The organism is Marinobacter maroccanus (assembly GCF_002933275.1).
GTDB lineage: Bacteria > Pseudomonadota > Gammaproteobacteria > Pseudomonadales > Oleiphilaceae > Marinobacter > Marinobacter maroccanus.
The window spans coordinates 88,401-110,924 of the sequence record NZ_PSSX01000012.1 but is presented as its reverse complement, the minus strand read 5'-3'; the positions used below and the strand labels follow the sequence as shown (position 1 = coordinate 110,924).

19 protein-coding genes and 1 riboswitch are annotated in these 22,524 nt (G+C 58.0%); of the genes, 7 read left to right on the top strand and 12 right to left on the bottom strand.

Annotated elements, in window-relative coordinates; genetic code table 11:
* Positions 1-57 precede the first annotated feature (57 nt).
* The 3 genes from KEHDKFFH_RS13810 to KEHDKFFH_RS13800 all read right to left on the bottom strand — a co-directional run bounded on the left by KEHDKFFH_RS13810 (position 58) and on the right by KEHDKFFH_RS13800 (position 4,274).
* Entirely contained in the window at positions 58-1,299 is a 1,242-nt protein-coding gene (locus KEHDKFFH_RS13810) for a patatin-like phospholipase family protein (RefSeq protein ID WP_104322436.1), read from the bottom strand.
* Between the two features lie 122 nt (positions 1,300-1,421).
* Complete coding sequence (ptsP, locus tag KEHDKFFH_RS13805; RefSeq protein WP_104322435.1) at positions 1,422-3,728, bottom strand: phosphoenolpyruvate--protein phosphotransferase; 2,307 nt, start codon at positions 3,726-3,728, stop codon at positions 1,422-1,424.
* Between the two features lie 15 nt (positions 3,729-3,743).
* Positions 3,744-4,274 (bottom strand): RNA pyrophosphohydrolase, encoded by a 531-nt coding sequence (locus KEHDKFFH_RS13800; RefSeq protein ID WP_104322434.1) that lies wholly within the window; start codon positions 4,272-4,274, stop codon positions 3,744-3,746.
* A gap of 172 nt (positions 4,275-4,446) precedes the next feature.
* Here KEHDKFFH_RS13800 and KEHDKFFH_RS13795 point away from each other — a divergent pair, with 172 nt between their 5' ends.
* A complete protein-coding gene (locus KEHDKFFH_RS13795; RefSeq protein WP_104322433.1) occupies positions 4,447-5,103 on the top strand; it encodes a histidinol-phosphatase in 657 nt (218 codons plus the stop codon).
* Positions 5,104-5,108: 5 nt separating this feature from the next.
* Here the strand turns inward: KEHDKFFH_RS13795 and KEHDKFFH_RS13790 are convergent, their stop codons facing one another.
* The 3 genes from KEHDKFFH_RS13790 to KEHDKFFH_RS13780 form a co-directional block, all read right to left on the bottom strand.
* The gene (locus KEHDKFFH_RS13790; protein WP_104322432.1) at positions 5,109-6,305 is read right to left on the bottom strand and encodes a class I SAM-dependent rRNA methyltransferase; all 1,197 of its coding nucleotides are present in this window, start codon (positions 6,303-6,305) and stop codon (positions 5,109-5,111) included.
* Between the two features lie 193 nt (positions 6,306-6,498).
* Positions 6,499-6,891 (bottom strand): glycine cleavage system protein GcvH, encoded by a 393-nt coding sequence (gene gcvH, locus KEHDKFFH_RS13785; protein WP_104322431.1) that lies wholly within the window; start codon positions 6,889-6,891, stop codon positions 6,499-6,501.
* A gap of 46 nt (positions 6,892-6,937) precedes the next feature.
* Entirely contained in the window at positions 6,938-7,828 is an 891-nt protein-coding gene (locus KEHDKFFH_RS13780; protein WP_104322430.1) for a LysR family transcriptional regulator, read from the bottom strand.
* A gap of 118 nt (positions 7,829-7,946) precedes the next feature.
* Here KEHDKFFH_RS13780 and metE point away from each other — a divergent pair, with 118 nt between their 5' ends.
* Positions 7,947-10,223, top strand: coding sequence for a 5-methyltetrahydropteroyltriglutamate--homocysteine S-methyltransferase (gene metE / locus KEHDKFFH_RS13775; RefSeq protein ID WP_104322429.1), 2,277 nt, complete (start codon positions 7,947-7,949; stop codon positions 10,221-10,223).
* Here metE and cpdA read toward each other — a convergent pair.
* From cpdA to thiC, 4 genes are all read right to left on the bottom strand, one after another.
* Positions 10,220-11,026 carry a 3',5'-cyclic-AMP phosphodiesterase gene (cpdA, locus tag KEHDKFFH_RS13770; protein WP_104322428.1) on the bottom strand — a complete coding sequence of 269 codons (807 nt, stop codon included), beginning with the start codon at positions 11,024-11,026 and terminating at the stop codon, positions 10,220-10,222. The genes metE and cpdA overlap by 4 nt on opposite strands.
* Positions 11,027-11,228: 202 nt before the next feature.
* On the bottom strand, positions 11,229-11,714 hold the full coding sequence (locus KEHDKFFH_RS13765; RefSeq protein WP_104322427.1) for a DUF1249 domain-containing protein: 486 nt from the start codon (positions 11,712-11,714) through the stop codon (positions 11,229-11,231).
* Positions 11,714-12,331, bottom strand: a complete 618-nt coding sequence (locus tag KEHDKFFH_RS13760; RefSeq protein ID WP_104322426.1) for an NUDIX domain-containing protein — start codon at positions 12,329-12,331, stop codon at positions 11,714-11,716. Before KEHDKFFH_RS13760 ends, KEHDKFFH_RS13765 begins: the two co-directional genes overlap by 1 nt.
* A 61-nt stretch (positions 12,332-12,392) precedes the next feature.
* Complete coding sequence (gene thiC / locus KEHDKFFH_RS13755) at positions 12,393-14,270, bottom strand: phosphomethylpyrimidine synthase ThiC (RefSeq protein WP_104322425.1); 1,878 nt, start codon at positions 14,268-14,270, stop codon at positions 12,393-12,395.
* Between the two features lie 88 nt (positions 14,271-14,358).
* Positions 14,359-14,482, bottom strand: a riboswitch (TPP riboswitch).
* Between the two features lie 183 nt (positions 14,483-14,665).
* On the opposite strand from thiC, the gene KEHDKFFH_RS13750 reads away from it, so the two are divergent.
* Positions 14,666-16,048: a TolC family outer membrane protein gene (locus tag KEHDKFFH_RS13750; protein ID WP_104322424.1), complete on the top strand. Its 1,383-nt coding sequence runs from the start codon at positions 14,666-14,668 to the stop codon at positions 16,046-16,048.
* A gap of 48 nt (positions 16,049-16,096) precedes the next feature.
* On the opposite strand, the gene waaA is transcribed toward KEHDKFFH_RS13750, so the two are convergent.
* Positions 16,097-17,350, bottom strand: a complete 1,254-nt coding sequence (waaA, locus tag KEHDKFFH_RS13745) for a lipid IV(A) 3-deoxy-D-manno-octulosonic acid transferase (protein WP_104322423.1) — start codon at positions 17,348-17,350, stop codon at positions 16,097-16,099.
* A 121-nt stretch (positions 17,351-17,471) separates the two neighbouring features.
* Between waaA and lpxL the strand changes: the two genes are divergently transcribed.
* Genes lpxL through KEHDKFFH_RS13725 form a run of 4 tightly spaced genes read left to right on the top strand, consistent with a single transcriptional unit; the run spans position 17,472 to position 21,632 of the window.
* The gene (lpxL, locus tag KEHDKFFH_RS13740; RefSeq protein ID WP_104322422.1) at positions 17,472-18,419 is read left to right on the top strand and encodes an LpxL/LpxP family Kdo(2)-lipid IV(A) lauroyl/palmitoleoyl acyltransferase; all 948 of its coding nucleotides are present in this window, start codon (positions 17,472-17,474) and stop codon (positions 18,417-18,419) included.
* A 47-nt stretch (positions 18,420-18,466) separates the two neighbouring features.
* A complete protein-coding gene (locus KEHDKFFH_RS13735) occupies positions 18,467-19,462 on the top strand; it encodes a mitochondrial fission ELM1 family protein (protein WP_104322421.1) in 996 nt (331 codons plus the stop codon).
* The gene (locus KEHDKFFH_RS13730) at positions 19,459-20,574 is read left to right on the top strand and encodes a glycosyltransferase family 4 protein (RefSeq protein WP_104322420.1); all 1,116 of its coding nucleotides are present in this window, start codon (positions 19,459-19,461) and stop codon (positions 20,572-20,574) included. Before KEHDKFFH_RS13735 ends, KEHDKFFH_RS13730 begins: the two co-directional genes overlap by 4 nt.
* Entirely contained in the window at positions 20,571-21,632 is a 1,062-nt protein-coding gene (locus KEHDKFFH_RS13725) for a glycosyltransferase (protein WP_104322419.1), read from the top strand. Before KEHDKFFH_RS13730 ends, KEHDKFFH_RS13725 begins: the two co-directional genes overlap by 4 nt.
* A 17-nt stretch (positions 21,633-21,649) precedes the next feature.
* Here KEHDKFFH_RS13725 and KEHDKFFH_RS13720 read toward each other — a convergent pair whose 3' ends face one another.
* Positions 21,650-22,444 carry a glycosyltransferase family 2 protein gene (locus KEHDKFFH_RS13720; protein ID WP_104322418.1) on the bottom strand — a complete coding sequence of 265 codons (795 nt, stop codon included), beginning with the start codon at positions 22,442-22,444 and terminating at the stop codon, positions 21,650-21,652.
* Between the last annotated feature and the right edge of the window lie 80 nt (positions 22,445-22,524).

The following is a 22,524-nucleotide window of genomic DNA, read 5'->3' as shown; positions in this document are numbered from 1 at the left end:
AGATGAAGAGTTCATCTGACCCCGTTTTCATCTGACCCCGATTTACTCCTTCCAATATTACTGCGCCTTTGAGAAGAGGTGCGACACGTTTCCCAATCCGCTCGCCAACCGTCCCTTCTCGGCTTTTTTCTTCCTTCCCTTGGCCACATACAGTGGCAGCATTTCGCCATACAGGCTGGTACTGATCGTCCGCTGCTCATCTTCAAGGCGATCCCGCCGAAGCTTGATGCCGTATTTCGCCAACTTGGGCTCCAGTTGATCCGCACGACTCAGAAGATCCCGCCGGGTCATCTGATAGGCGTGTTCACACACCATTCTCCGGGACTGGAAGCTGAACACATTGGAAAAGAATAGCTTGGCGTCGTCACGGGTAGGCTCGAACAGCAGAATGTCCTTGTCGGGATAATCTCGGGCGTACTGGGCAATGCCCGACTGCATCCGGGAGTACACCATGGTCCTGAAAGTCTGTGACAGAACATTCGGCATGCCTGAGCGGGTCAGCTCGCCTGGTTTCATGGAGCCCGCCCGGACCGCGGCGCTGGCATCAATCGGCACTTGAGGGTTCACGGCGAATACCAGATCCGCACCGTCTTCAAAAGCCACTGATGCGTGCAACCCCTTACGCAGAGTACCGTCCACATAATAGCGGCCGTCAATTTCTACAGGCACATACAGGCCCGGCGAAGCAGTACTGGCCTGAATGGCTTTGGAAATGGGTACGTGATCAAAACCGGGAGCGCCAAAGCAAACTGCCTCGGTACTCTCGACATCGGCAGCAACTATGTAGAGGCTGTGCTTGAGCTGACGAAAATCGTTGGTGCGACCGAGCATGGTGAAGGCCCGTTTGAGATACTCATGCAGACCCTCGTTATCAAACAATCCAGCCGGCGCTGCCTGAGCCAGGATGGTCATGGCTTCCAGCAGACTCTGATCGTAGGGGTTGTTAATGAAGCGACTCACCGCCGTCGAAACCAGGCCCGGGATTGCCAGCAAACGACTGCCAATCTCCCGGAAAGCCGGGCGATAGAACACTTCCGGATGGAACGGGTGTACTTCGGCCTCGTTGCGCACGAAGATCCGGCACAGTTGCGCCGTGGTCATCTGGTTGGCAAGATTCGCCGCCACAAAAGAGCCACCATTCACGCCAACATAAACATCAATGTTGTTGAAATCGAGACCATCAAGCGCCTCATCCAGCGCCCGGAGCGCCCCGATTTCATAAATTCCGCCCAAAGGACCACCGCCACCAAGGGCAAGCCCGATGCGGGGAGCGGGTTTATGATCAGCTGGCGAGCTCATAGCCTTCCCTTTTCCGGATAAAGAATGCGGGTCCGTGAGCCGGACCGCCGGATACATCAGTAATCAAGATAACAGCCGTATTTAGAGTGCACACCCTATATTGCCGAAAGCCATTGTCGTGATCAGGAGACGGCGGCCTCCGATACCGCCGTGGCCGCTGATTTTCCGGGTCTCAGATAGCGGCCAAAACCGGCATTTCGCAACGCCAGATCTACACAGCTCTTGATAACGTGGGGCGAATCCAGCAGCAGCACGTCTTCCAGTAACTGGACGGCCCATTCCCGGCTGACACTGCGAATCACCGACTTGACTTTGGGCAGGCTGGCCGCGTTCATGGACAGGGAATCGTAGCCCATGGCCATCAGCAGCAGCGCACCGCCGGGATCACCAGCCAGCTCGCCGCAGATACCAACAGGTTTGCCGACCGAGTGAGCGTCCTGAGCGATCCGCACCAGTGCCTGAAGCACCGCCGGATGGTAGGAGTGATAGAGTTGGGCAACCCTTGGGTTGTTGCGGTCCACCGCCAGCAGGTACTGGGTCAGATCATTAGAGCCCACCGACAGAAAGTCCACCCGGTCTGCCAGCTCGCGGATCTGATAGACGGCAGCGGGAATCTCGATCATCACACCCACTTTGGGCATATGAATGTCGTAGCCCTCTTCACGAACCTCGTGATACACCCGGTAAATCAGATGCAGGGACTCTTCCACTTCCGAGATATTGGATATCATCGGCAACATGATCTGGAGGTTGTTCAGGCCTTCACTGGCTTTGAGCATTGCCCGCACCTGAACCAGGAAAATCTCGGGGTGGTCCAGAGTAACCCGGATACCACGCCAGCCCAGGAACGGGTTCTCTTCCTTGATCGGAAAGTAGGTCAGCGCCTTGTCACCACCAATGTCCAACGTGCGCATGGTTACCGGGCTGGGTGCAAAGGCTTCAAGCTGCTCCCGGTAATACTCACGCTGTTCCTGCTCGGAGGGGAACCGGTCCTTGATCATGAACGGTACCTCCGTCCGATACAGGCCGATACCCTCTGCACCGTGGGAGAGCGAGCGGACAACATCGGTCATCAGTCCGGTGTTGACCAGCAGCGATACCCGATGGTGATCGGTGGTTTCACAGGGCTTGTCCTTGAGGACTTCCAATCCACGGATCAGCTCGTCTTCTTCATCACAGATCGCCTGGTAATAGGAGCGGAGATCTGAAGAGGGCGAGGCAAAGATCTGGCCTTCAAAACCATCAACAATCAGTTCTTTGCCATCGAGCTGGTTAACGGGAATATCCACCAGCCCCATGACCGTGGGCACGCCCATGGCACGGGCAAGAATGGCGACGTGGGAATTACTGGAGCCCTTGACCGAAACCAGGCCAATCAATTGCCCCTTGGGAACCTCCCCGAGCATAGCGGGTGTAAGCTCCTCGCTGACCAGTACCGTCCGTTCCGGGTAATTCAGGTGTTTCTGCTCACCTTCCTGGAGATGCGACAGCAAGCGGCGGCCAAGATCCCGGATATCAACAGCACGCTCCTGCAGGTAGTGATCGTCCATCATCTCGAAGTGACGGATGTATTGCTGGACCACCTGTTTCAAGGCGCCCTGGGCCCAGATGCCTTCCCGGATCTTGTTTGCGACCTCACCGGGCATGGCATCATCACCCAGCATTCTCAGATAGACATCGAACAGGGCCTGCTCCTCGGGACGCAGCTGTGAAGCCAACCGTTTGGCCACCCGCTCGATATCTTCCCGGACCGCTTTGACCGAAGCTCCGAACAGGGCCAGTTCCTGATCAATATCGTCAGTGGGCTTTTCCGGAACCACATCAAGGTCAGCGGACGGATACACGACAACGCCACTTCCGATGGCAACACCCGGGGCACCCGGCACACCATTGAAGCTGACATCGTGCGCCTCCTCACCGGTCAGGGACAGGCCGCTGATGGCGCCGGTGGCTTCACTGTGAGCGATAACCCCCGCCAGCTGGGCGGAAACGGTTACCAGGAAGGCCTCTTCGCCCTCATCAAAGCACCGGGAACTTTCCCGCTGCTGAACAACCAGCACGCCCAGCACCCGGCGATGGTGAATGATAGGAACACCCAGGAAAGAGCGGAACCGCTCCTCCCCTGTCTCGGGGAAATAACGATAGCGTGGATGAGAGGGGGCATCTTCCAGGTTAATGGGTTCCTCGCGGGATCCTACGAGCCCGACAAGACCCTCGGAGTAGGCCAGACTCACCTGGCCAACCGCCTTGCGGTAAAGACCCTCGGTGGCCATCAGAATGTAGCGGTTGCTGGCCGGGTCGAGCAGGTAAACGGAACAGACCTCGGTTCCCATGGCTTTCTGCACCCGCGATACAATGATATCCAGCGCCTCCTGCAGATCGCGGGCGCTGTTTACCTCTTGTACTAGACTTCGCAGAATGCTCAGCATAGCGGTGTCATTCCGTCATTTCTGGTGTTCCTGTAAACGCTGGTTCTGCTCTGCCCTGTGCCACTGCTCCATGTTGTAGAACAGCCGCGGCGCAAGCTCTCTCAGCGCGCGTCGATACACTTCTCGCTTGAATGAGACCACCTGGCCCAACGGATACCAGTAGCTTACCCATTGCCAGCCATCGAACTCCGGTGAATCCGTGCCGTCCACGCAAACCTGCGCGTCCGGCGATAACATCCTCAGCAGGAACCATTTCTGTTTTTGGCCCACACAAACGGGGTGGGAGTTTTGGCGTACCATCCTCCTCGGGAGTCGATACCTCAGCCAGCCTCGGGTGCAACTGATGATCTCCACATCGTTTGCACACAGGCCGATTTCCTCTCCAAGCTCCCGGTACAGTGCATCCTCGGGGGACTCATCATGTTTGATGCCGCCCTGGGGAAACTGCCAGGAGTCCTGCCCTATTCGCCTTGCCCAGAGAACTTCTCCTCTGTGATTGGCCAGAATGATTCCGACGTTGGGTCTGAAACCGTCTGAATCGATCACGGCACAGTCCTCTCAAAAGTCGGTGGACCGGTCAAAAATTCACCGGTCGGATTTGTCCAAGTTGCTCTCATTCTTACAGAATCCCAAGGGTTCGGCAAACGGAGCCGTTGGGGACAGGTCGTGGTAGACTTGGCGTTTTCCTGCAAGCCCTGTGATCACCGGAGGTAACTGCTTGACGCTCGCAATTTTTGATCTGGACAATACCCTGCTGGCCGGCGACAGCGACCATGCCTGGGGCGAATTTCTGGTGGAGGAAGGCATCGTTGATGCCGAGGAATACCGCCGAGCTAACGACCGTTTCTACCAGGAATACCTGAACGGCGAGCTGGATATCCTGCATTACCTCGGCTTTGCGCTTCAGCCGCTGGCTAACCACAACATGGAGGAGTTACTGACGTGGCGGGAAGCCTTCATGGAGAAAAAGGTGCGCCCCATGATGCAGGCCAGTGCGAGTGCGCTGCTGGACAGCCACCGTGAGCAGGGCCACACCCTGATGATCATCACCGCAACCAACCGTTTTGTGACCGAACCCATTGCCGAAGCCCTGGGCATCGAACATTTGATTGCCACTGAACCAGAACTGGTCAACGGCCGGTACACAGGCGAAGTGGCAGGCATTCCAAGCTTTCAGGACGGCAAGGTCACGCGCCTGGATGACTGGCTGGCTGCCCACAACAGGACACTTGAGGGGGCGTGGTTCTACAGCGACTCCCACAACGACCTGCCGCTGCTGAAGAAAGTGGACAATCCGGTGGCCGTCGACCCGGACTCCACCCTGGAGCGATTTGCCAGGGATAACGGCTGGAAAGTGATGTCACTTCGGGGTTGAAGGGGTCAGAAAAATCCGGTTAGTGAGCGAACAAAGCAGGATTTGATGTAATCGGTCTCTGGAATGCCCGGAATCACCGGATGATCCGGAGCCTGATGCCCCTGCTCCAGCAACTGGACAAAGCGGTCGATCTTCCGGCCGCTGCCCCGAATGATGTCCACCAGCTTTTCCTGCGAGAGGTGCATGGAACAGGACGCGGACACCAGAATGCCATCGCGCTCCAATAACCGCAGACCAAGCTGATTCAACCGGGCATAGGCCTCTTCCCCCGCCTTCTGGTCCCGGCGGCGGGGAATCAGTGCCGGCGGATCCAGCACAACGACATCAAACTTCTCCTTCTCATCCGCCAGCGCCTTCAGGGCTTCGAAGGCATCGCCCTCAATGGTTTCCACATTGTCCAGGCCGTTTAGCCCGGCGTTATGGTGGACCGAATCAATGGCACCGGCCGAACTGTCAACACAGGTTACCTGAGTGGCCCCCGCACAGGCTGCCTGGATACCCCAACCACCAACGTAACTGAACACATCCAGGACCCGCTTACCCGGCGCATAGGCCTGTAAACGGGCACGATTCATCCGATGATCATAGAACCAGCCCGTCTTCTGCCCGCCTTCCAGAGGTACCTCGAACCGGACACCATTCTCCTCCACTTCCAACAGACTGATTTCAGCACCATGGGCCTGCTCCACATAGGTATCCAGCCCCTCCACCTTGCGCATCTTGCCATCGTTCTTGAGGATGATCGCCTCAGGATGCACCAGCCGCTGAACCGCCCGAACAACCGCTTCCTTCATGGCCTCCATACCGGCCGTGGAAATCTGCACCACCACCGTGGAATCAAACCGGTCAATCACCAGTCCCGAAAGCCCGTCACTGTCGCCAAATACCCAACGGTAAAACGGCTTGTCAAAAAGCCGATCCCGCAGCGCAAGCGCAGCCTCCATCCGCTGGGTCAACCGCTGCGGCGTCATGCCATGGCCCGGGTCGCGACTGATCAGCCGGCCACAAATCAGCGCATGGGGGTTCACAAACACCGTCCCCAAAGGCTTGTCATTGGAAGCCCGAAGCTCCGCCTGAACACCGGCCTCGAAATCCGTCAGCGGGCTGCGACGGGTGTCCACCTCATTACTGTATACCCAGAGATGGCCAGCACGGAGACGGCGCTCTGCGCCTTTTCGAAGATACAGAACCGGAAAATTCATAAAGACCACCTGGAAAGGAAAGACAGGGATTATACAAGATGAGTTGAAACTGATACCGATGTACGACGGGCTGACGGGGCGGGCCTTCCAAAACTGTGCGGAGCCAGGGATGGCGGAGCCAAGCGTACAGGGACGTATTCACAGCGTGTTTTGGAAGGCCCGCCCCGTCAGGCCAGCCTCCCAAATCGAAGCATTATTCCTCGGCAGCCACATGCTCCGCATAAGCCGCAGAGTCCATCAGGCCATCCAGCTCACCAGCATCCTCAAGCCGCACCTTGTAAAGCCAGCCGTCGCCATAAGGATCTTCATTGACCTTCTCCGGCTCATCCTCAAGGCTCTCATTCACCTCGATAACCTCACCCGTCACCGGACTGAACACATCCGAAGCCGACTTGACCGACTCCGCCACACCGGCTTCCTCACCACCATTAACGGTGGCGCCTACATCCGGAACCCCGATGTAAACCACATCACCCAGTAGCTCCTGGGCAAAATCGGTAATGCCAACCGTCGCCGTGCCGTCATCGGACACGCGAACCCATTGATGGGTCTCAATGTATTTCAGGTCTGCGGGTATCTCACTCATAGTCTGGTTTCCTGAACGAATTTTTTGCGCAGTTTAACTGAAGACGTTAACTCCAGCGAACCTCACGTGCCAGCTTCATGAACGAATTCAGGTAATCCACCTCCCGGTCACGCTCCCGAAGGCCCAGAAAAATCTGTTTGGGAATCCCGGACTCCCCCAACTGCACCGGCAGAACCGGGATTCGGGAACCGTAATCCTCCACCAACCAGCGCGGAAGCGCGGCTACCCCGCGGCCTGCGGCGACCATTTGCAGCATGATATCGGTGGTCTCAATGGTTTTATGCCGTGCCGGACTGGCATGGGCCGGCAACAGGAACCGCGTGTAGATGTCGAGGCGCTCGATCTCTACCGGGTAGGTGATCAGGGTCTCTTGCTCCAGATCCTCGGGTTCAGCCCACGCCTTATCTGCGAGGGCATGATCCGCTGCCACCACCAGCACCTGCTCGTAGTCGAACACAGGCTCGAAAACCAGGCCCGGGCGGTGCAACGGGTCCGGAGTCACCAGCATGTCGATGTCGTGACCAAACAGTGCGCCAATGCCGCCGAACTGGAATTTCTGCTTCACATCCACATCCACCCCGGGCCAGTCTTCCAGGTAGGGCCCGACCACTTTCAGCAACCATTGATAGCACGGATGACACTCCATCCCGATGCGCAGCGTGCCACGCTGCCCCCTGGCAAACTGACCAATCAGCATTTCCGCATGCTCCATCTGCGGCAACAGTCTGTTGGCGAGTGACAGCAAATACTCACCAGACTGAGTGAGCCTGAGCTGCCGCCCTTCCCGCACCCAGATGTCGGTACCCAGCAGCTGTTCTAGCTTACGAATGGAATGGCTGAGGGCAGACTGGGTCAGATGCAGGCGTTCGGCAGCTGACGTCAGAGAACCCTGCTGATTGACCGCCCTGAGAATTTCCAGATGGCTCCGCTCGATCATCGACACCCCATATATGACTAATATTCATCGTTGTCTGAAATAATACCATTATTCTTCATCTACCCAGACAGATACTCTGCCCTTGTTGCAATCCAAAGAACCAAGCAGAGGACACATCATGGTAACTACACACTCTCTCGGCTTCCCCCGTATTGGCGCCCGCCGTGAACTGAAATTCGCCCAGGAAGCCTTCTGGAAAAGCCAGATCAGCGAGGAGGACCTGCAGATTACCGGTGCCGATCTTCGGCGCAGACACTGGCAGAATCAACAGCACCTTGACCGGGTACCCGTGGGCGATTTCTCCTTTTACGATCAGGTTCTGGACATGACTTTTACCCTGGGCAACCTGCCCGAGCGGGTTAGCGATACGGGGGGCAGCGAGCTTGACCGCTATTTTCGGGTGGCCCGGGGCCGCTCCGGGCAGGAATCAGCATGCTGTGGTGTTCAGGCGGGGGAAATGACCAAGTGGTTCGACACCAATTACCACTACATCGTGCCCGAGTTTCAACAGCACACCTGTTTCCAGCTCAATGCCAACCGGCTGATCGAACAGATCACTGAGGCGCGGGCCCAGGGACATTCTCCCAAGCCGGTGATCATCGGACCGGTCACCTATCTCTGGCTGGGCAAAGCCAAAGACGAAAGCGACCGGCTATTGCTGCTGGAGTCGCTGCTGCCTGTTTACTCACAGCTTCTGGACCTGCTGGCAGACCATGGCATTGAGTGGGTTCAGGTGGACGAACCCGCGCTTGTAAACGACCTGGACGCAGACTGGCGCCACGCCTTCAGCCTGGCCTACCACCACCTTAAAACCAGCGCGCCCAAGCTGTTGGTAACCACTTACTTCGGTGAGTTGCGTGAAAACCTGCAGCTGGCCTGTGAGCTTCCCGTGGCAGGATTGCATCTGGATGCCATCAGTGCCCCGCAGGAAGTCGCCCGTGTCGTTGACTGGCTGCCTGCGCACAAGCAACTGTCTCTGGGTGTCGTCAATGGCCGGAATATCTGGCGAACGGACCTGGAGAAAACCCTCGACTGGCTGGAACCGGTCTATGAAAAACTGGGAGACCGCCTATGGCTTGCGCCATCCTGCTCACTGCTCCATGTGCCTGTCGATCTCGCGAGCGAAGAAACGCTGGATCCGGAAATCCGCAGCTGGCTGGCGTTTGCAATTCAAAAGCTGGATGAGCTGAATACGCTCTCCACGGCGTTAAATCATGGCAGAACAGCCGTTCGCGAACAGCTGGCAGAATCGGCTTTCGCCGTGAACAGCCGGGAAACGTCCGAACGAGTGCATGATGCCTCTGTCCGGGCCCGAATAGCGGACATCAGCCCGGTATTCGGCCAGCGCCAAAGCCCGTATCCGGACCGCATCAACACCCAACAGCAGAAGCTTGGTTTACCTCGCTTCCCTACCACCACCATTGGGTCCTTTCCCCAGACGCGGGATATCCGCCAGACCCGCCTGCAGTTCCGCAAGGGCGAACTTACCGAGGCGGACTATAACGCCCGGATTCGCGAGGAAGTGCGCCGCTGTATTACCGAGCAGGAGGCCCTCGGACTCGACGTGCTTGTTCACGGCGAAGCCGAGCGCAATGACATGGTCGAGTATTTCGGCGAACAGTTGGACGGTTATGCCTTCAGCCAGTTCGGTTGGGTCCAGTCCTACGGATCCCGGTGCGTGAAGCCACCCATCCTGTTCGGCGACATCTCGCGCCCGAAGGCCATGACCGTCGAGTGGATCCGCTATGCCCAGTCACTCACCGAAAAGCCCCTGAAGGGCATGCTGACCGGTCCCGTCACGATCCTGAACTGGTCGTTCGTTCGGGACGATCAGCCACGGCGGGAGAGCTGCCTCCAACTGGCACTGGCAATTGGTGAGGAGGTACTTGATTTGGAGGCCGCCGGGGTTGGCATTATCCAGATCGATGAAGCCGCCCTGAGGGAGGGCTTGCCGCTGCGTCAGTCCGATTGGAACAACTACCTGGGCTGGGCCATCGATGCATTCCGGATTGCCGCCAATGGCGTTCGCGACGAAACCCAGATCCACACCCACATGTGCTACTCGGAATTCAACGACATTATTGAAGCTATCGCCCGAATGGACGCGGACGTCATCACCATCGAAACCTCCCGCTCGGACATGGAACTTCTCGATGCCTTCCGTGGTTTCCAGTATCCGAACGACATCGGCCCGGGGGTCTATGACATCCACTCACCCAACATCCCTGACAGCGAGCAAATCCGATCGTTGATGATGAAGGCGGCAGAGCGGATACCGGCGGAGCGGCTATGGGTTAACCCGGACTGTGGCCTGAAAACCCGTCAGTGGGAGGAAGTGCTTCCCGCCTTGAGAAGCATGGTCGCTGCCGCCCGGCAACTGCGGGCAAGCGTTTAGTAACCCGTGCTGTTCTGATCCAGCTCGAACTGGAAATCTGTGGCCCGGCGGACTTCCGTGGTGAAGTCCCCGGAGTCGTGGAATTCGAACCAACGGTAGCCCGGCGGCAAATCCTCAACCGAAAACCTGCTGGAACCCGAGGTAAACTGGATACAGGTGGACGGTGTGGCCATCAGTTGCACACCGTTGCGTTCGCGCACGTGCTCCTGATGAATATGCCCCCACAACACGAGCCTGACCTGAGGGAATCGATCGACCACCTGCCAGAACGCATCCCGGTTGGTGAGGCCAATTTTTTCCATCCAGTCAGAGCCGATATCGACCGGGTGGTGGTGAAGAGCAATAACTGCCGGCAGGTCCGGATGCTGTTCAAGGGTTTCCGCAAGAAACGCCAGCTCCGAATCGGCCAGGGCTCCGAAGACCTTACCGGGCACCGAGGAGTCCAGCATGATGAACTGCCAGCCACCCTGAATCACGTGACGTTCACCAGCATCATACTCGCGAGACACTTTCAGGAGATTATCACCATGATCATGATTACCGGCAATCCAGACTGAAGGGCAGGAAAACGCCTTCAGGCTCTCGCCAAACACGCGGTAGGCGTCTTCCGAGCCGTCCTGGGCAAGATCCCCGGTAGCCAGGATCAGGTCGGGCTGGCCATGGACTTCAAGCACTTCGGCAATAACCGCCTGCAGGCTTTCCCGGGTTTTTACGCCCAACAAATCCCCGTCGGCACGCGCCATCAGGTGTGGATCAGTCAACTGCAGTACCCGCAGTGGCCGGGCTTGTTCCTTGTTGGTCATGGCTGTCTGGATTTACTCGCTGGCAATACGTGGTGTTAAACGAAGTGTACGACGCCGGTTCGCGGATTTATCACTTTCGAATCGAACCGGGGTCACATTCTGGCCAGACTTTGGCGAAATATTGCAATTTTTGACAACTATGGCACATCGGTGAGCTATCGCCACACCACTTTAGTACGGGATGAGCCTGTGACAGGCCGCCTCAGTCGACGCCTTCACCGGCAGACCAGGCGGCATGTTCCATGGGCAGGTGACCAAACCGAAGACAGTAATCCAGCCAGTCGGCGAGGAAACCGTTGACCTGAACTTTCTCGTCCGGATGGTGCATGAAGCGATTGGGGTAATCATTGACGGGGGCAATCTGGCGATCACGGTAGCAGCTGATCACTTCCGCCATGTTGGCGTCGTGGTAGACCCGCACGGTCATTTGGGGGTTGTTGAGCCAGCGCCCGGAGTTATGGACCTGCTCAAGCAGCAGGGTTTCGGTGAATCTCGCGGTCTGGAGCACCTGAATACGGACTCGTCCCAGATAATGGTTTTCCCGATGCAGCTCGAATTCGCAGACAGGCTTGCCGTCTACCTCGAGCTGGCGCAACTTCTGTAGCCGCTGATAGTTGCCATCACACAGGGCACCCAGTTGCCGCAAATCCGGAACGTATCGCTTGGGCTTCATGCTCCACTCACCCATCACTGCCACCCTTGCCTCAAACGGGCCCGATTCAGCTCGAGCCACTGTAGGGCAATAATGGCGGCAGCGTTGTTGATACGGCCATCGTGGATCATCGCTATGGCATCGTCGGATGACACCACATGGGCGCGGATATCCTCGTGTTCGTGTTCCATACCATACAGCCCGCCAGCGTCTTCGGTGCTCACGCGACCACAGTAAAGGTGAATCATCTCGGTACTGCCACCGGGGGAAACCAGGTAATCGCAGATTTTTTCCAGCGGTTCAAAGGTAAGCCCGGCCTCTTCCTGGCCTTCCCTCTGGGCAACCTCTTCCGGGCTCTCGCCGTCTTCGTTCATGCCGGCTACGAGCTCCAGCAGCCACGGCGACTGGTCGCGGCCGAGCGCACCGAGGCGGAACTGCTCCAGCAGAACTACTTCGTCCCGCTCGGGATCGTAAGGGAGCACGCAGGTGGCATCGCCACGAATAAAGAGTTCGCGGGTAAATACGGGCATGTCCCGGCCATCAAAACGCGGGTGGGTCAACCAGAGCTTATCCATGCGGAAGAAGCCCTGGAAGACGGTTTCACGTTTTTCGACTTTGACGTCGTTGGCTTTGAACTGGAACGGTTTGGCCATTTTTCGTCCGGTCGTTGAATCGACTTGGAACGATAGCCTTTAGTTGGGTATTACTTCAAGTTCAAACCTTGTCGTAAAGCTTGCTCCCGGACTCCACGAACTCGCGGGATTTCTCCTGCATACCAGCATCCACCGCGGATACCTCGTCAAGACCGTGCTCCCTGGCATAATCCCGAACCTCCTGGGAAATCTGCATGGAGCAGAACTTCGGTCCACACATGGAGCAGAAATGGGCCACCTTGGCGGACTCCTTCGGCAGGGTTTCGTCGTGATAGGCGCGGGCCGTATCCGGGTCCAGCCCCAGGTTGAACTGGTCTTCCCAACGAAACTCGAAGCGGGCCTTGGACAAGGCGTTGTCGCGGATCTGGGCGCCGGGGTGCCCCTTGGCCAGGTCGGCGGCGTGGGCGGCGATCTTGTAGGTAATGATGCCGGTTTTCACGTCGTCCTTGTTGGGCAAACCCAGGTGCTCCTTGGGTGTGACATAGCAGAGCATGGCACAGCCGTACCAGCCGATCATGGCGGCACCGATGCCGGACGTGATGTGGTCATAGCCCGGCGCAATATCCGTAATCAGCGGGCCAAGCGTGTAGAACGGCGCTTCGTCGCAGCACTCGAGCTGCTTGTCCATGTTCTCCTTCACCAGATGCATGGGCACGTGGCCCGGACCCTCGATCATGCACTGCACGTCGTGTTTCCAGGCAATTTTGGTGAGCTCACCCAGGGTTTCGAGCTCGCCGAACTGGGCCGCGTCGTTGGCATCGGCAATGGAACCAGGGCGCAAGCCATCGCCAAGGCTGAAGGACACATCGTAGGCTTTCATGATCTCGCAGATGTCTTCGAAGTGTTCGTACAGGAAGCTTTCCTTGTGATGAGCCAGGCACCATTTGGCCATGATGGAGCCACCCCGGGAGACAATGCCTGTGGTGCGCTTGGCAGTCATAGGCACATGGTGCAGGCGGACGCCCGCGTGGATGGTAAAGTAATCCACCCCTTGCTCGGCCTGCTCAATCAGCGTATCCCGGAAGATTTCCCAGGTCAGGTCTTCGGCCACGCCGCCGACTTTTTCCAGGGCCTGGTAGATCGGCACGGTACCGATGGGCACCGGTGAGTTGCGAATGATCCACTCGCGGGTTTCATGGATATTTTTGCCGGTGGAGAGATCCATGATGGTGTCGGCGCCCCAGCGGATGCCCCAGGTCAGCTTCTCCACTTCCTCTTCGATGGAAGAGCTCACTGCAGAGTTTCCGATATTGCCGTTAATCTTCACCAGGAAGTTGCGACCGATGATCATCGGTTCGATTTCGGGATGGTTAATGTTCGCGGGGATAATCGCCCGGCCGCGGGCCACCTCGTCACGGACAAACTCCGGTGTGATTTCCGGAGGCAGATTGGCGCCGAAGGACTGACCGGGATGCTGGTCTTTCAATAGCCCCTGCTCCCGGGCTTCCTGCAGTTTCATATTCTCCCGAATAGCGATGTACTCCATTTCCGGGGTAATGATGCCCTGATGGGCGTAATGCATCTGGGAAACGTTATGGCCCGGTTTGGCTCGCAGGGGTTTGCGCTCGTCCATAAACCTCAGCGGGTCGAGCTGCGGGTCTTTCATGCGGCGGCGGGTGAACTCGGAGGAGTAACCGGGGAGTTTTTCCACATCGCCGCGCTCCGCAATCCACTCAGATCTCAAAGGCTTCAGGCCTTTGCGCAGGTCAATGGTGGCATCGGGATCGGTGTAGGGGCCGGAGGTGTCGTACACCACAACCGGTGGATTCTTTTCGCCGCCCATCTCGGTGGGCGTGTCCTGCACGGTAATTTCCCGCATGGGCACACGCAGATCGGGTCGGCTACCCTGTACGTAGATTTTGCGTGAACTTGGCAGGGGTTTAATGGCGGCGGAATCCACCTGGGCGGAATCGCTGAGGTAATCAGGCAAGTTGGTCATCATTCGCTCCCGGAAAAATCATTGGATTTCGGGTCGCGTATGACGGAGCTTTCGACACGGATTCCCTCTGGGGGGAACACTGGTCTGTCAGCACTGTGGTCTTAAATCCCTACGCCGGTATTATCCGGATCAGGTCGCGGGTTCTGCGATGCAATCTCAGCCGGCTGCCCCCAAATTTCTCGGAAAGCAGACCAGCACCCCGTCAAGACGCGAATCTGTAAAGCATGACACCCACAATGGGTGCCATCTGCAAGTGTAGAGCTGCGGGCAATTATTGTCCATAATGGCCAACCAGACCCGTCAGCCCATAAAACCGGGGCAAAGTTGCGTGCCCGCCAACCCGATACGCGCCCCGGCTACCGGGCAAAGATGCGTAACTGTATTCAGGAGACAGAATGAAGAAGCGATTGCTTTCCGGACTTATTGGCCTCATGGCGGCCCAGCCCGCCCTTTCCATGGATCTGGTCGAGACCTATGAGAAAGCGCTTTCCTACGACTCCGGCATTGCCGCCGCCCGGGCAAGCTTTGAAGCCCAGCAGGCGGCCAGCGATGTCAGCCAGAGCGCATTACTGCCTCAGATCGGCGCCTTTGGTGAAGGCAACTACATTGATGTGGATGGCCCCAACCAGGACAATAGCTACCGGGAGCTGAACTACGGGGTTCAGCTTACGCAGCCGCTGTTCCGGGCCGACGCCTGGTTCCGCTATGACGCCAGCAAATTTCAGACTGAATCGGCTCGCGCAGAATACAACCTGGCCCAGCAGCAGTTGATCCTGGACGTTGCCACCGCTTACTTCAATGTCCTGAGGGCCAGGGACACCGTCACCACGGCCCGGGCAACCGAGGCTGCTATCCAGCGCCAATACGAGCAGGCTCAGGAACGGTTTGATGTAGGGCTCATTGCCATTACCGAGGTCTATGAGGCGCGGGCCAGCTACGACGACAGCAAAAGCCAGCGCATTGCAGCCGAAAACCAGCTCAACGTGGCCCGGGAACAACTGGCCCGGCTGACCGGTGAGTACGCAGAGGAGCTGGACAACCTGCGCCAGAACTTCCCTCTGGGCCGTCCGGATCCCATGGACCCGTCCGCCTGGGAAGCAACCGCTCTGGAACAGAACTGGTCAATTCAGTCTGCTCTTTTCGAGCTCAATGCCAATGAAGCCGGCCTTCGGGAAGCCAAGGCTGGCCACTACCCGACTGTGGACTTGAATGCGTCCTACGGGAAAACAGATCTCAGCGGAATTGACGCGGCCAACGCGCCCATCACCAGTCAGCAGGATGGCACCACGACACGCGGGACCATCGGCCTCACACTGAACGTGCCGCTCTACAGTGGGGGTGGCACACAGGCAGGTGTTCGCCAGCAACGTTCATTGGTTACTGTTGCGGAACAGTCATTGAATACCGTTCGCCGCGATGTCCGGGTGAACACCCGAAGCCTTTTCCTGACCGTCAACAACAACGTTGAGACCGCCTCGGCACTTGAGCAGACCATCGTTTCCCGCCGCAGCGCACTGGACGCAACCCGCGCAGGTTATGAGGTTGGAACCCGAAACATCGTCGAAGTGCTGGATGCCGAACGAGCGTATTACGTTGCACTGAGAGATTACGCCAACGCCCGCTACGACTACGTGATCAACTCACTTCAGCTAAAACAGGCGGCCGGCACCCTGAGCCCCCAGGATCTGATTGAGCTGAACAACTGGCTGAGTGCGGCCGCACCAGGCATCGAAGCTCTGGCAAACGAGGAAGAAACCCTGGACGACCCGACCCGGTGACCGTCAGGGCGAGCCTGCGGGCTCGCCCTGTCTTGTTCCAGAGGTGCGTCACACCCGCTCGATGATGCCATCCACTACCTTGTCCAAAGCCCCGCGGTTCTGGTTTACAACCGCCAGCGCTCGCTGACCAATCGCTTCACGTTCCTGAGAATTACTAAAAAGAGACGAGACGTGAGCGGCCAGATCATCGGCATCGGCAACCAATTTTACCCCCCGGTCATCCAGCAGGCTCTGGTAAATCGTTTCGAAATTAAAGGTATGCGGGCCGGAAAACACCGGAATTCCCCATCCGGCGGGTTCGAGGGGGTTGTGGCCGCCGCGCTCGATCAGTGAGCCGCCTACAAAGGCCAGGTCACTGGCGCCGTAGAGCATCATCAGCTCCCCCATGGTATCTCCGAGATACACCTGGGCCTGGGCAGGGCCCTCTCCAAGGGAGCGACGGGCCAGAGTCAGCCCCTCCTTGACCGCTTTTTCTGCCACAGGCTCAAAGCGGTCGGGGTGTCGCGGAACCAGGATCAGCAGAGCGCCTGGATGTTCTGCCAAAACTTTTCCATGAGCCGCCAGCAGTTGATCGTTTTCGCTGCCGTGGGTGCTGCCGGCAATCCAGACTGGCCGCCCCGCCAGCTCCTGTCGGAGCGCCATAGCCGCAGCTCGCACATCTTCCGGGATATCAACGTCAAATTTGACGCTACCCGTTACGGCCACTTTCTCAGGCGCAACGCCAATTCGCCGAAACCTCTCGGCGTCTTTCTCTGCCTGGGCCGCCACCCAACTGATACTGCGCATGATTGGGGCTGCGAGGCCGCGAATACGCTCATAGCCCCGGGCGGATCGTTCTGACAGGCGGGCGTTGATCAAAAAAACGGGAACCCGGCGGGCACGGCACTGGCGGATCATGTTCGGCCAGATCTCAGTCTCCATTATAACGAGTATCCGGGGGCTGACCCGGTCGAGAAAGCGTCTGATGGCACCTGGCGTGTCATAGGGTGCGTAGGCGTACTGCACCTGATCACCAAACATCTTGCGTGCCTGGGCCAGGCCGGTGTCGGTCATGGCTGTCATCAGGATGGTGATACCCGGGTTCCGGGCCAGCAATCGCCGGACCATGGGCGCTGCCGCTATGGTTTCACCGACCGAGACAGCATGAACCCACACAACCGTACCGCTCGCCCGGGGCACAATGCCCAGGCGCTGGTACCAGTTACGCCTGAGTTCCGGAGCGCGACGTCCGTTCCACCACAGGCGCAGCAGAATGAACGGCAGAATCAGCCGAATAAGCTGGGAATAGATAAATTGCAGCACACAGGACTCCGGGCAAAACAGTGCGCTATCATAGCGCAAAACCTATTGATTTGCTTCCGATTGATGGCTCGGGCCATTGTGCCACCATCGATCGATTCAAACTTTGCAGGACCGGCTTTACGTGAAAACGAAATACCGCAAACTACCGCGAAACACGGATTACTCGGCCTACCGCCATCCCCGATGGTGGCCCACCTGGCTGGGAATCTTTCTGATGTGGTGTGTGTCCCGGCTGCCAATACGCGTTCAGTGGTGGCTGGGCAAGCTGGCGGGACTTCTGGCGTTCCGCCTTGCCCGGGAACGTCGGCACATCGCCGAGGTGAACATTCGGCTGTGCTTCCCGGAACTCACGGCCGCTCAGCAATCTGCGCTGGTTCGGAAAGCGTTTATTGCCAATGGTATTGGTTTGCTGGAAATTGGCATCGCCTGGTTTCGCGATCCAGCCAAACTGACAGGCATCACACAGGTCCATGGCCTTGAGCATTTCGAGCATGCTCTGGCACAGGGTAAAGGCGTTTTATTACTGGGCGGCCATTACAGCACTCTGGATCTGGGCGGGAGCCTGGTAACCGAGTTCATTGAAGCAGACGTGATGCAGCGGGACCATAACAACCCTTTGATGAACGCCGTGATGACGAGAGCCCGTGAACGCCGGTATGGCACCGTGCTCGGCGCCAAGGATCTCCGGGGCCTGTTTCGCAGCCTTAAGAAAAACCGGGCCGTCTGGTATGCCACCGATCAGGATTACGGCCGCAAGGATATTGTCTTTGCGCCCTTCTTCGGAATACCGGCGGGGACGATTACCGCTACGTCCAGGATCGCGGAGCGCAGCGGCTGCAAGGTCGTCCCGTTCAGTCATTTCCGACGTGACGATGGTCCGGGCTACGACATCTACTTCCATCCTGCCCTTGAGACCTTTCCCAGCGGGGACGATCTTCAGGATGCAACATTGATCAACCAGACTATCGAGCGGGAAGTGCGGCGCGCCCCGGATCAATATCTGTGGATGCACCGGCGCTTCAAGACCCGCCCTGATGAGAACGATCCGGGATTCTACAAACGCCGGTAATAACGAACTCAGGCAACACGGAGGCCGGCAATACATGCCGGAACACCATGGCCAAACCCGAGCCCAGAACGCAGGATGCATCCACTCCGGTGGTGTGGCTCCTGACCGACAATAAGCCGGGGCACCGGAATCAGCTGAAGGGACTTGGCAACCGGCTTCGCGTTCTGGCCGGGGCAAGCACCTACTGGATCGATGCTTCCCCCATAAAGGTACCTCTGTGGCGGGCATTGCTGGCCTCTTCGCCACGTATGGAGGCGTCACTGCCTCGCCCCGATCTTGTCGTCGCGGCAGGGTCCGGCACGCATCGATTACTGCTTGCGCTGCGAAAACGTCGCGGGACCCGAACGCTGGTCATCATGAAGCCCGCGTTTCCGCTGTCTCTGGTCAGCGGTGCCCTGATTCCAGCCCATGATCGCGTAAAGCCAGGCCCGCGGGTTCTGTTAACCGAGGGCGTTTTGAACACCATCACACCCCTGGCCAGAATCACCGAGAAACGGGAAGCGCTATTACTCATAGGCGGGCCTTCGCCGCACTTCGACTGGGACGACGATGTCGTCCTGGGCCAGATATCCCACTTGATCGGTCAGTACCCTGACTGGCGCTGGACCATCAGCACCTCACGGCGAACACCGGAACCCCTGCAGGACCGCCTCGACGACATGGCCGGACTGCGGATCACCGTTGTTCACCCCCAGCAGACCCACGAGGATTGGCTGAGCCATCAACTTTCCGCCTCACGGGCGGTCTGGGTGACCCCCGACAGCATGTCCATGGTTTGCGAGGCGGCAACCTCCGGGGTGCCAACGGGCCTTTTCGAGTTGGCGGCGAGACCCGGCAGCCGGGTCGTGGACGGAGTGGAACGGTTGGTCCGGGACGGCTATGTTGCCAAGTGGACGGACCACGCCAGCGTCATGGCCGGCAGGGCCGACCACGCCCAGTCGCTCTGGGAAGCCAATCGCGCAGCACTATGGGTCATCGAAAACGAATTATTGCCAAAGAGCCACAAAACCAATCAACGCCTGCCCAAGGGGGCCCAGCCTTGAGAATTCTTCAGGCACTTCCAGCGCTGTACAGCGGCGGTGTAGAGAGAGGCACCGTAGAGTTCGCTGCAGACCTCGTCAAACGCGGCCACGAATCCTTTGTCGTCTCCAAGGGCGGCCCCATGGCGGAACAACTGCGGGGACAGGGTTCAAAGCATATTTTCATGCCGATTCACCGGAAAAATCCGGCGTCCTTCGGGCAAATCCTGCCAATGCGAAAGCTGCTCCTTGAACTGAGGCCGGACATCGTTCATGTCCGCTCGCGCATGCCCGCCTGGATTATCTTCCTGGCCCTGAAAAGCATCCCGAAGCGGGAACGCCCGGCGGTTGTGTCCACATTCCACGGCATGTATTCGGTAACACCCTACAGCGCCATCATGACCCGCGCCGATCACATCATTGCCGTGTCCCAGTGTGTGCGGGACTACGTGATGAGCAACTACCCGGTACCCGAGGAAAAGCTGACCGTCATCCAGCGTGGTGTCGATGTGGATGCCTTCCACCAACGTGAACTCAGCCAACAATGGCTGGACCGCTGGTTCCGTCAATACCCACAGCTTGCCGGAAAGAAAATCATCATGATGCCCGGGCGAATTTCCCGTTGGAAAGGCCAACTGGATTTCCTGGCCATGATCGCGAAGCTGGTGCGGAATCGGCCTGATTGCCATGGCATCATTGTCGGTGGTGCAGAACCCGGCAAAGAGCATTTCCTCGACGAACTGGAAAAGGAGCGGGCACGCCTGGATTTGACCGACAAGGTCAGCTTTCTTGGCCAGCGCAATGACATGACCACGCTATATCTGCTCGCCGATGTGGTCTGCCATATGAGCACCAAACCGGAACCCTTTGGCCGAACGGTGACCGAAGCCCTGGCCTCCGGAACACCGGTCTTGGCCTATAATCGCGGCGGGGCGGCGGAAACCCTGCAGGCCTGTTTCAGGGATGGACTGGTGACACCGGATAACGTGGAGGAATTTGCCCACGCCGTTTCCAGGCTACTCGATGCCAAACCGCCGAGCATCGAGATCCCCTATCGATTCCGACTGGAAGCGCAAACCGAGGCAACCTTGCGGGTTTATGAGAACGTGCTGAAAAACGCAGCCGACCAATCATGACTCCCCCCCGCCAATTAACCATTGCCCTTCTTGTCGCCACACCCGGAACCACATGGGGCGGCATGGAACAGCACACCGCGGATCTGGCGGGTGCGCTGGCGGAACGCGGGCATAGCGTCCATGTGCTTGGACACAAAACCTACCGTGATCACTTCCCAGCCGGTGTCCAGTTTCATCCACTGCCGGTTCAACTCGGGCGACGGAACCTCTGGCTCCAACTGGCTCTCCGCCGGCGACTTCGCCAATTATCGCCCGATATCCTGCACGCCCAGGGCAATAAGGCAGCGCAACTGGCTGGTAAAACCGGAAAGCTTGCCCGTGTGCGCATCGGCACAGTGCACGGCACCAAGTCCAGCCACAAGGCATTTGATCGCCTCGACGAGATCGTTGCAGTAAGCCCACGGATCCTGGGATCTCTGCGACACCCCCATACACACCTGATCTACAATGGTGTCGACTCAGAACGCCAACAGAATACAGCGGACGATGGCCCCAACCTTCCGGCAGGTGTCACCAATGTGATCGCCGTGGGGCGCCTGGAACCCGTAAAAGGTTTTGATGCGCTGATCAGGGCCTGGGCCATACTTGGCCCCTCTGCCGACAACTGCCACCTGACCATATTCGGCGAAGGAAGCCAGCGGGAACAGCTGGCGCGTCTAATTCAACAATCAGGTCTCGGAGAATTGGTCACCCTGGCAGGGTTCAGCCGGAACCTGGCACCGGTTTACTGCAAAGCCGAACTTACAGTGATCAGCTCCGAGCGGGAAGGTTTTCCCTATGTGCTGGCGGAGTCGCTCATCTATGGTTGCCCGGTTGTCTCCACTCCGGTGTCCGGGCCTCGCGACCTTCTCCCACCTTCCTCTCTCAGCGCCGGACACAACGACCGAGACCTTACCGATCTCATGGCCCGGGCGCTCGCCAATCTGGAAGCGTTGAAACAGAGCCAGCGGTCCGCTATGGCGTTTGCACGTGAAACCCTCACAGTGAAAGCCATGGCTGAACAAACAGAGGCCCTTTATCGAAAAGCCATTACTGAACGCCGGGCCACTGGAAAATAATCTGGGCACACTGATTCCTACCGGGTACTTTCCTCCTCAAACTCAGACAGCATCTGTATCTCGCGAGCCTTCGCCAGCCGCATAAAGTTACGGTTGGCCGCAGTAATGGCAACGCTAAGGCCAAACCAGCCGTTCAGAATCTGTCGGTGCAGCAGGTAATACTTCAGGAACTTCAGGGGAAACTCGGCAAACAGACGGGCACTGGAGATTCGTCGCCCCTTTGCGGCAATAAAGCGGGCCTGCTCCGAAGACAACTGGCAGTACTTGCGCTCCATCTGCTCCAGGGAAATCAGCGTGCGATGTAACACGTCGCCCTTGAGATCCAGGACCCGGCCTGTTTTCACCTGGGGTCGGTCATTGTTGCTGTCTTTTTCAGCCTCAATCACCGCCTTTTTCCGATTGTAGAGTCTCAGGATTTTCTTCGATTTATCATGACGGAACGGATGCCGGGGATTTGGCTGGGACAGCACCCAGCGCATTCGAAAACCCGCAATATCCGGGTCGACCGGCTTTGAAAACAGGGCCTTGATATTGGCCACAAGCTCGTCCGACAACACCTCATCCGCATCCAGATCCAGAACCCAGTCATTGCAGCACAGGCTTGCGGCGAAGGCCTTCTGACAAGCAAATCCCTGCCAGTCGTTATGAACAAACCGGGCGCCCGCCGCTTCCGCAATATCTCGGGTTCGGTCAGTGCTCCCGGAATCAACTACGATAATCTCATCGACCCAACCCGAAACCTTCGCCAGGGACTCTGGCAGTCGCAGTTCTTCGTCTTGGGTGATGTAATAAACGGACAACGGTAGCTTCATCACAATTCCTGGTATCGGGACAATCAGTTTACGGACTGGTCAGAACAATATCATGGTTGCCTTATGATAAGATGACGCGC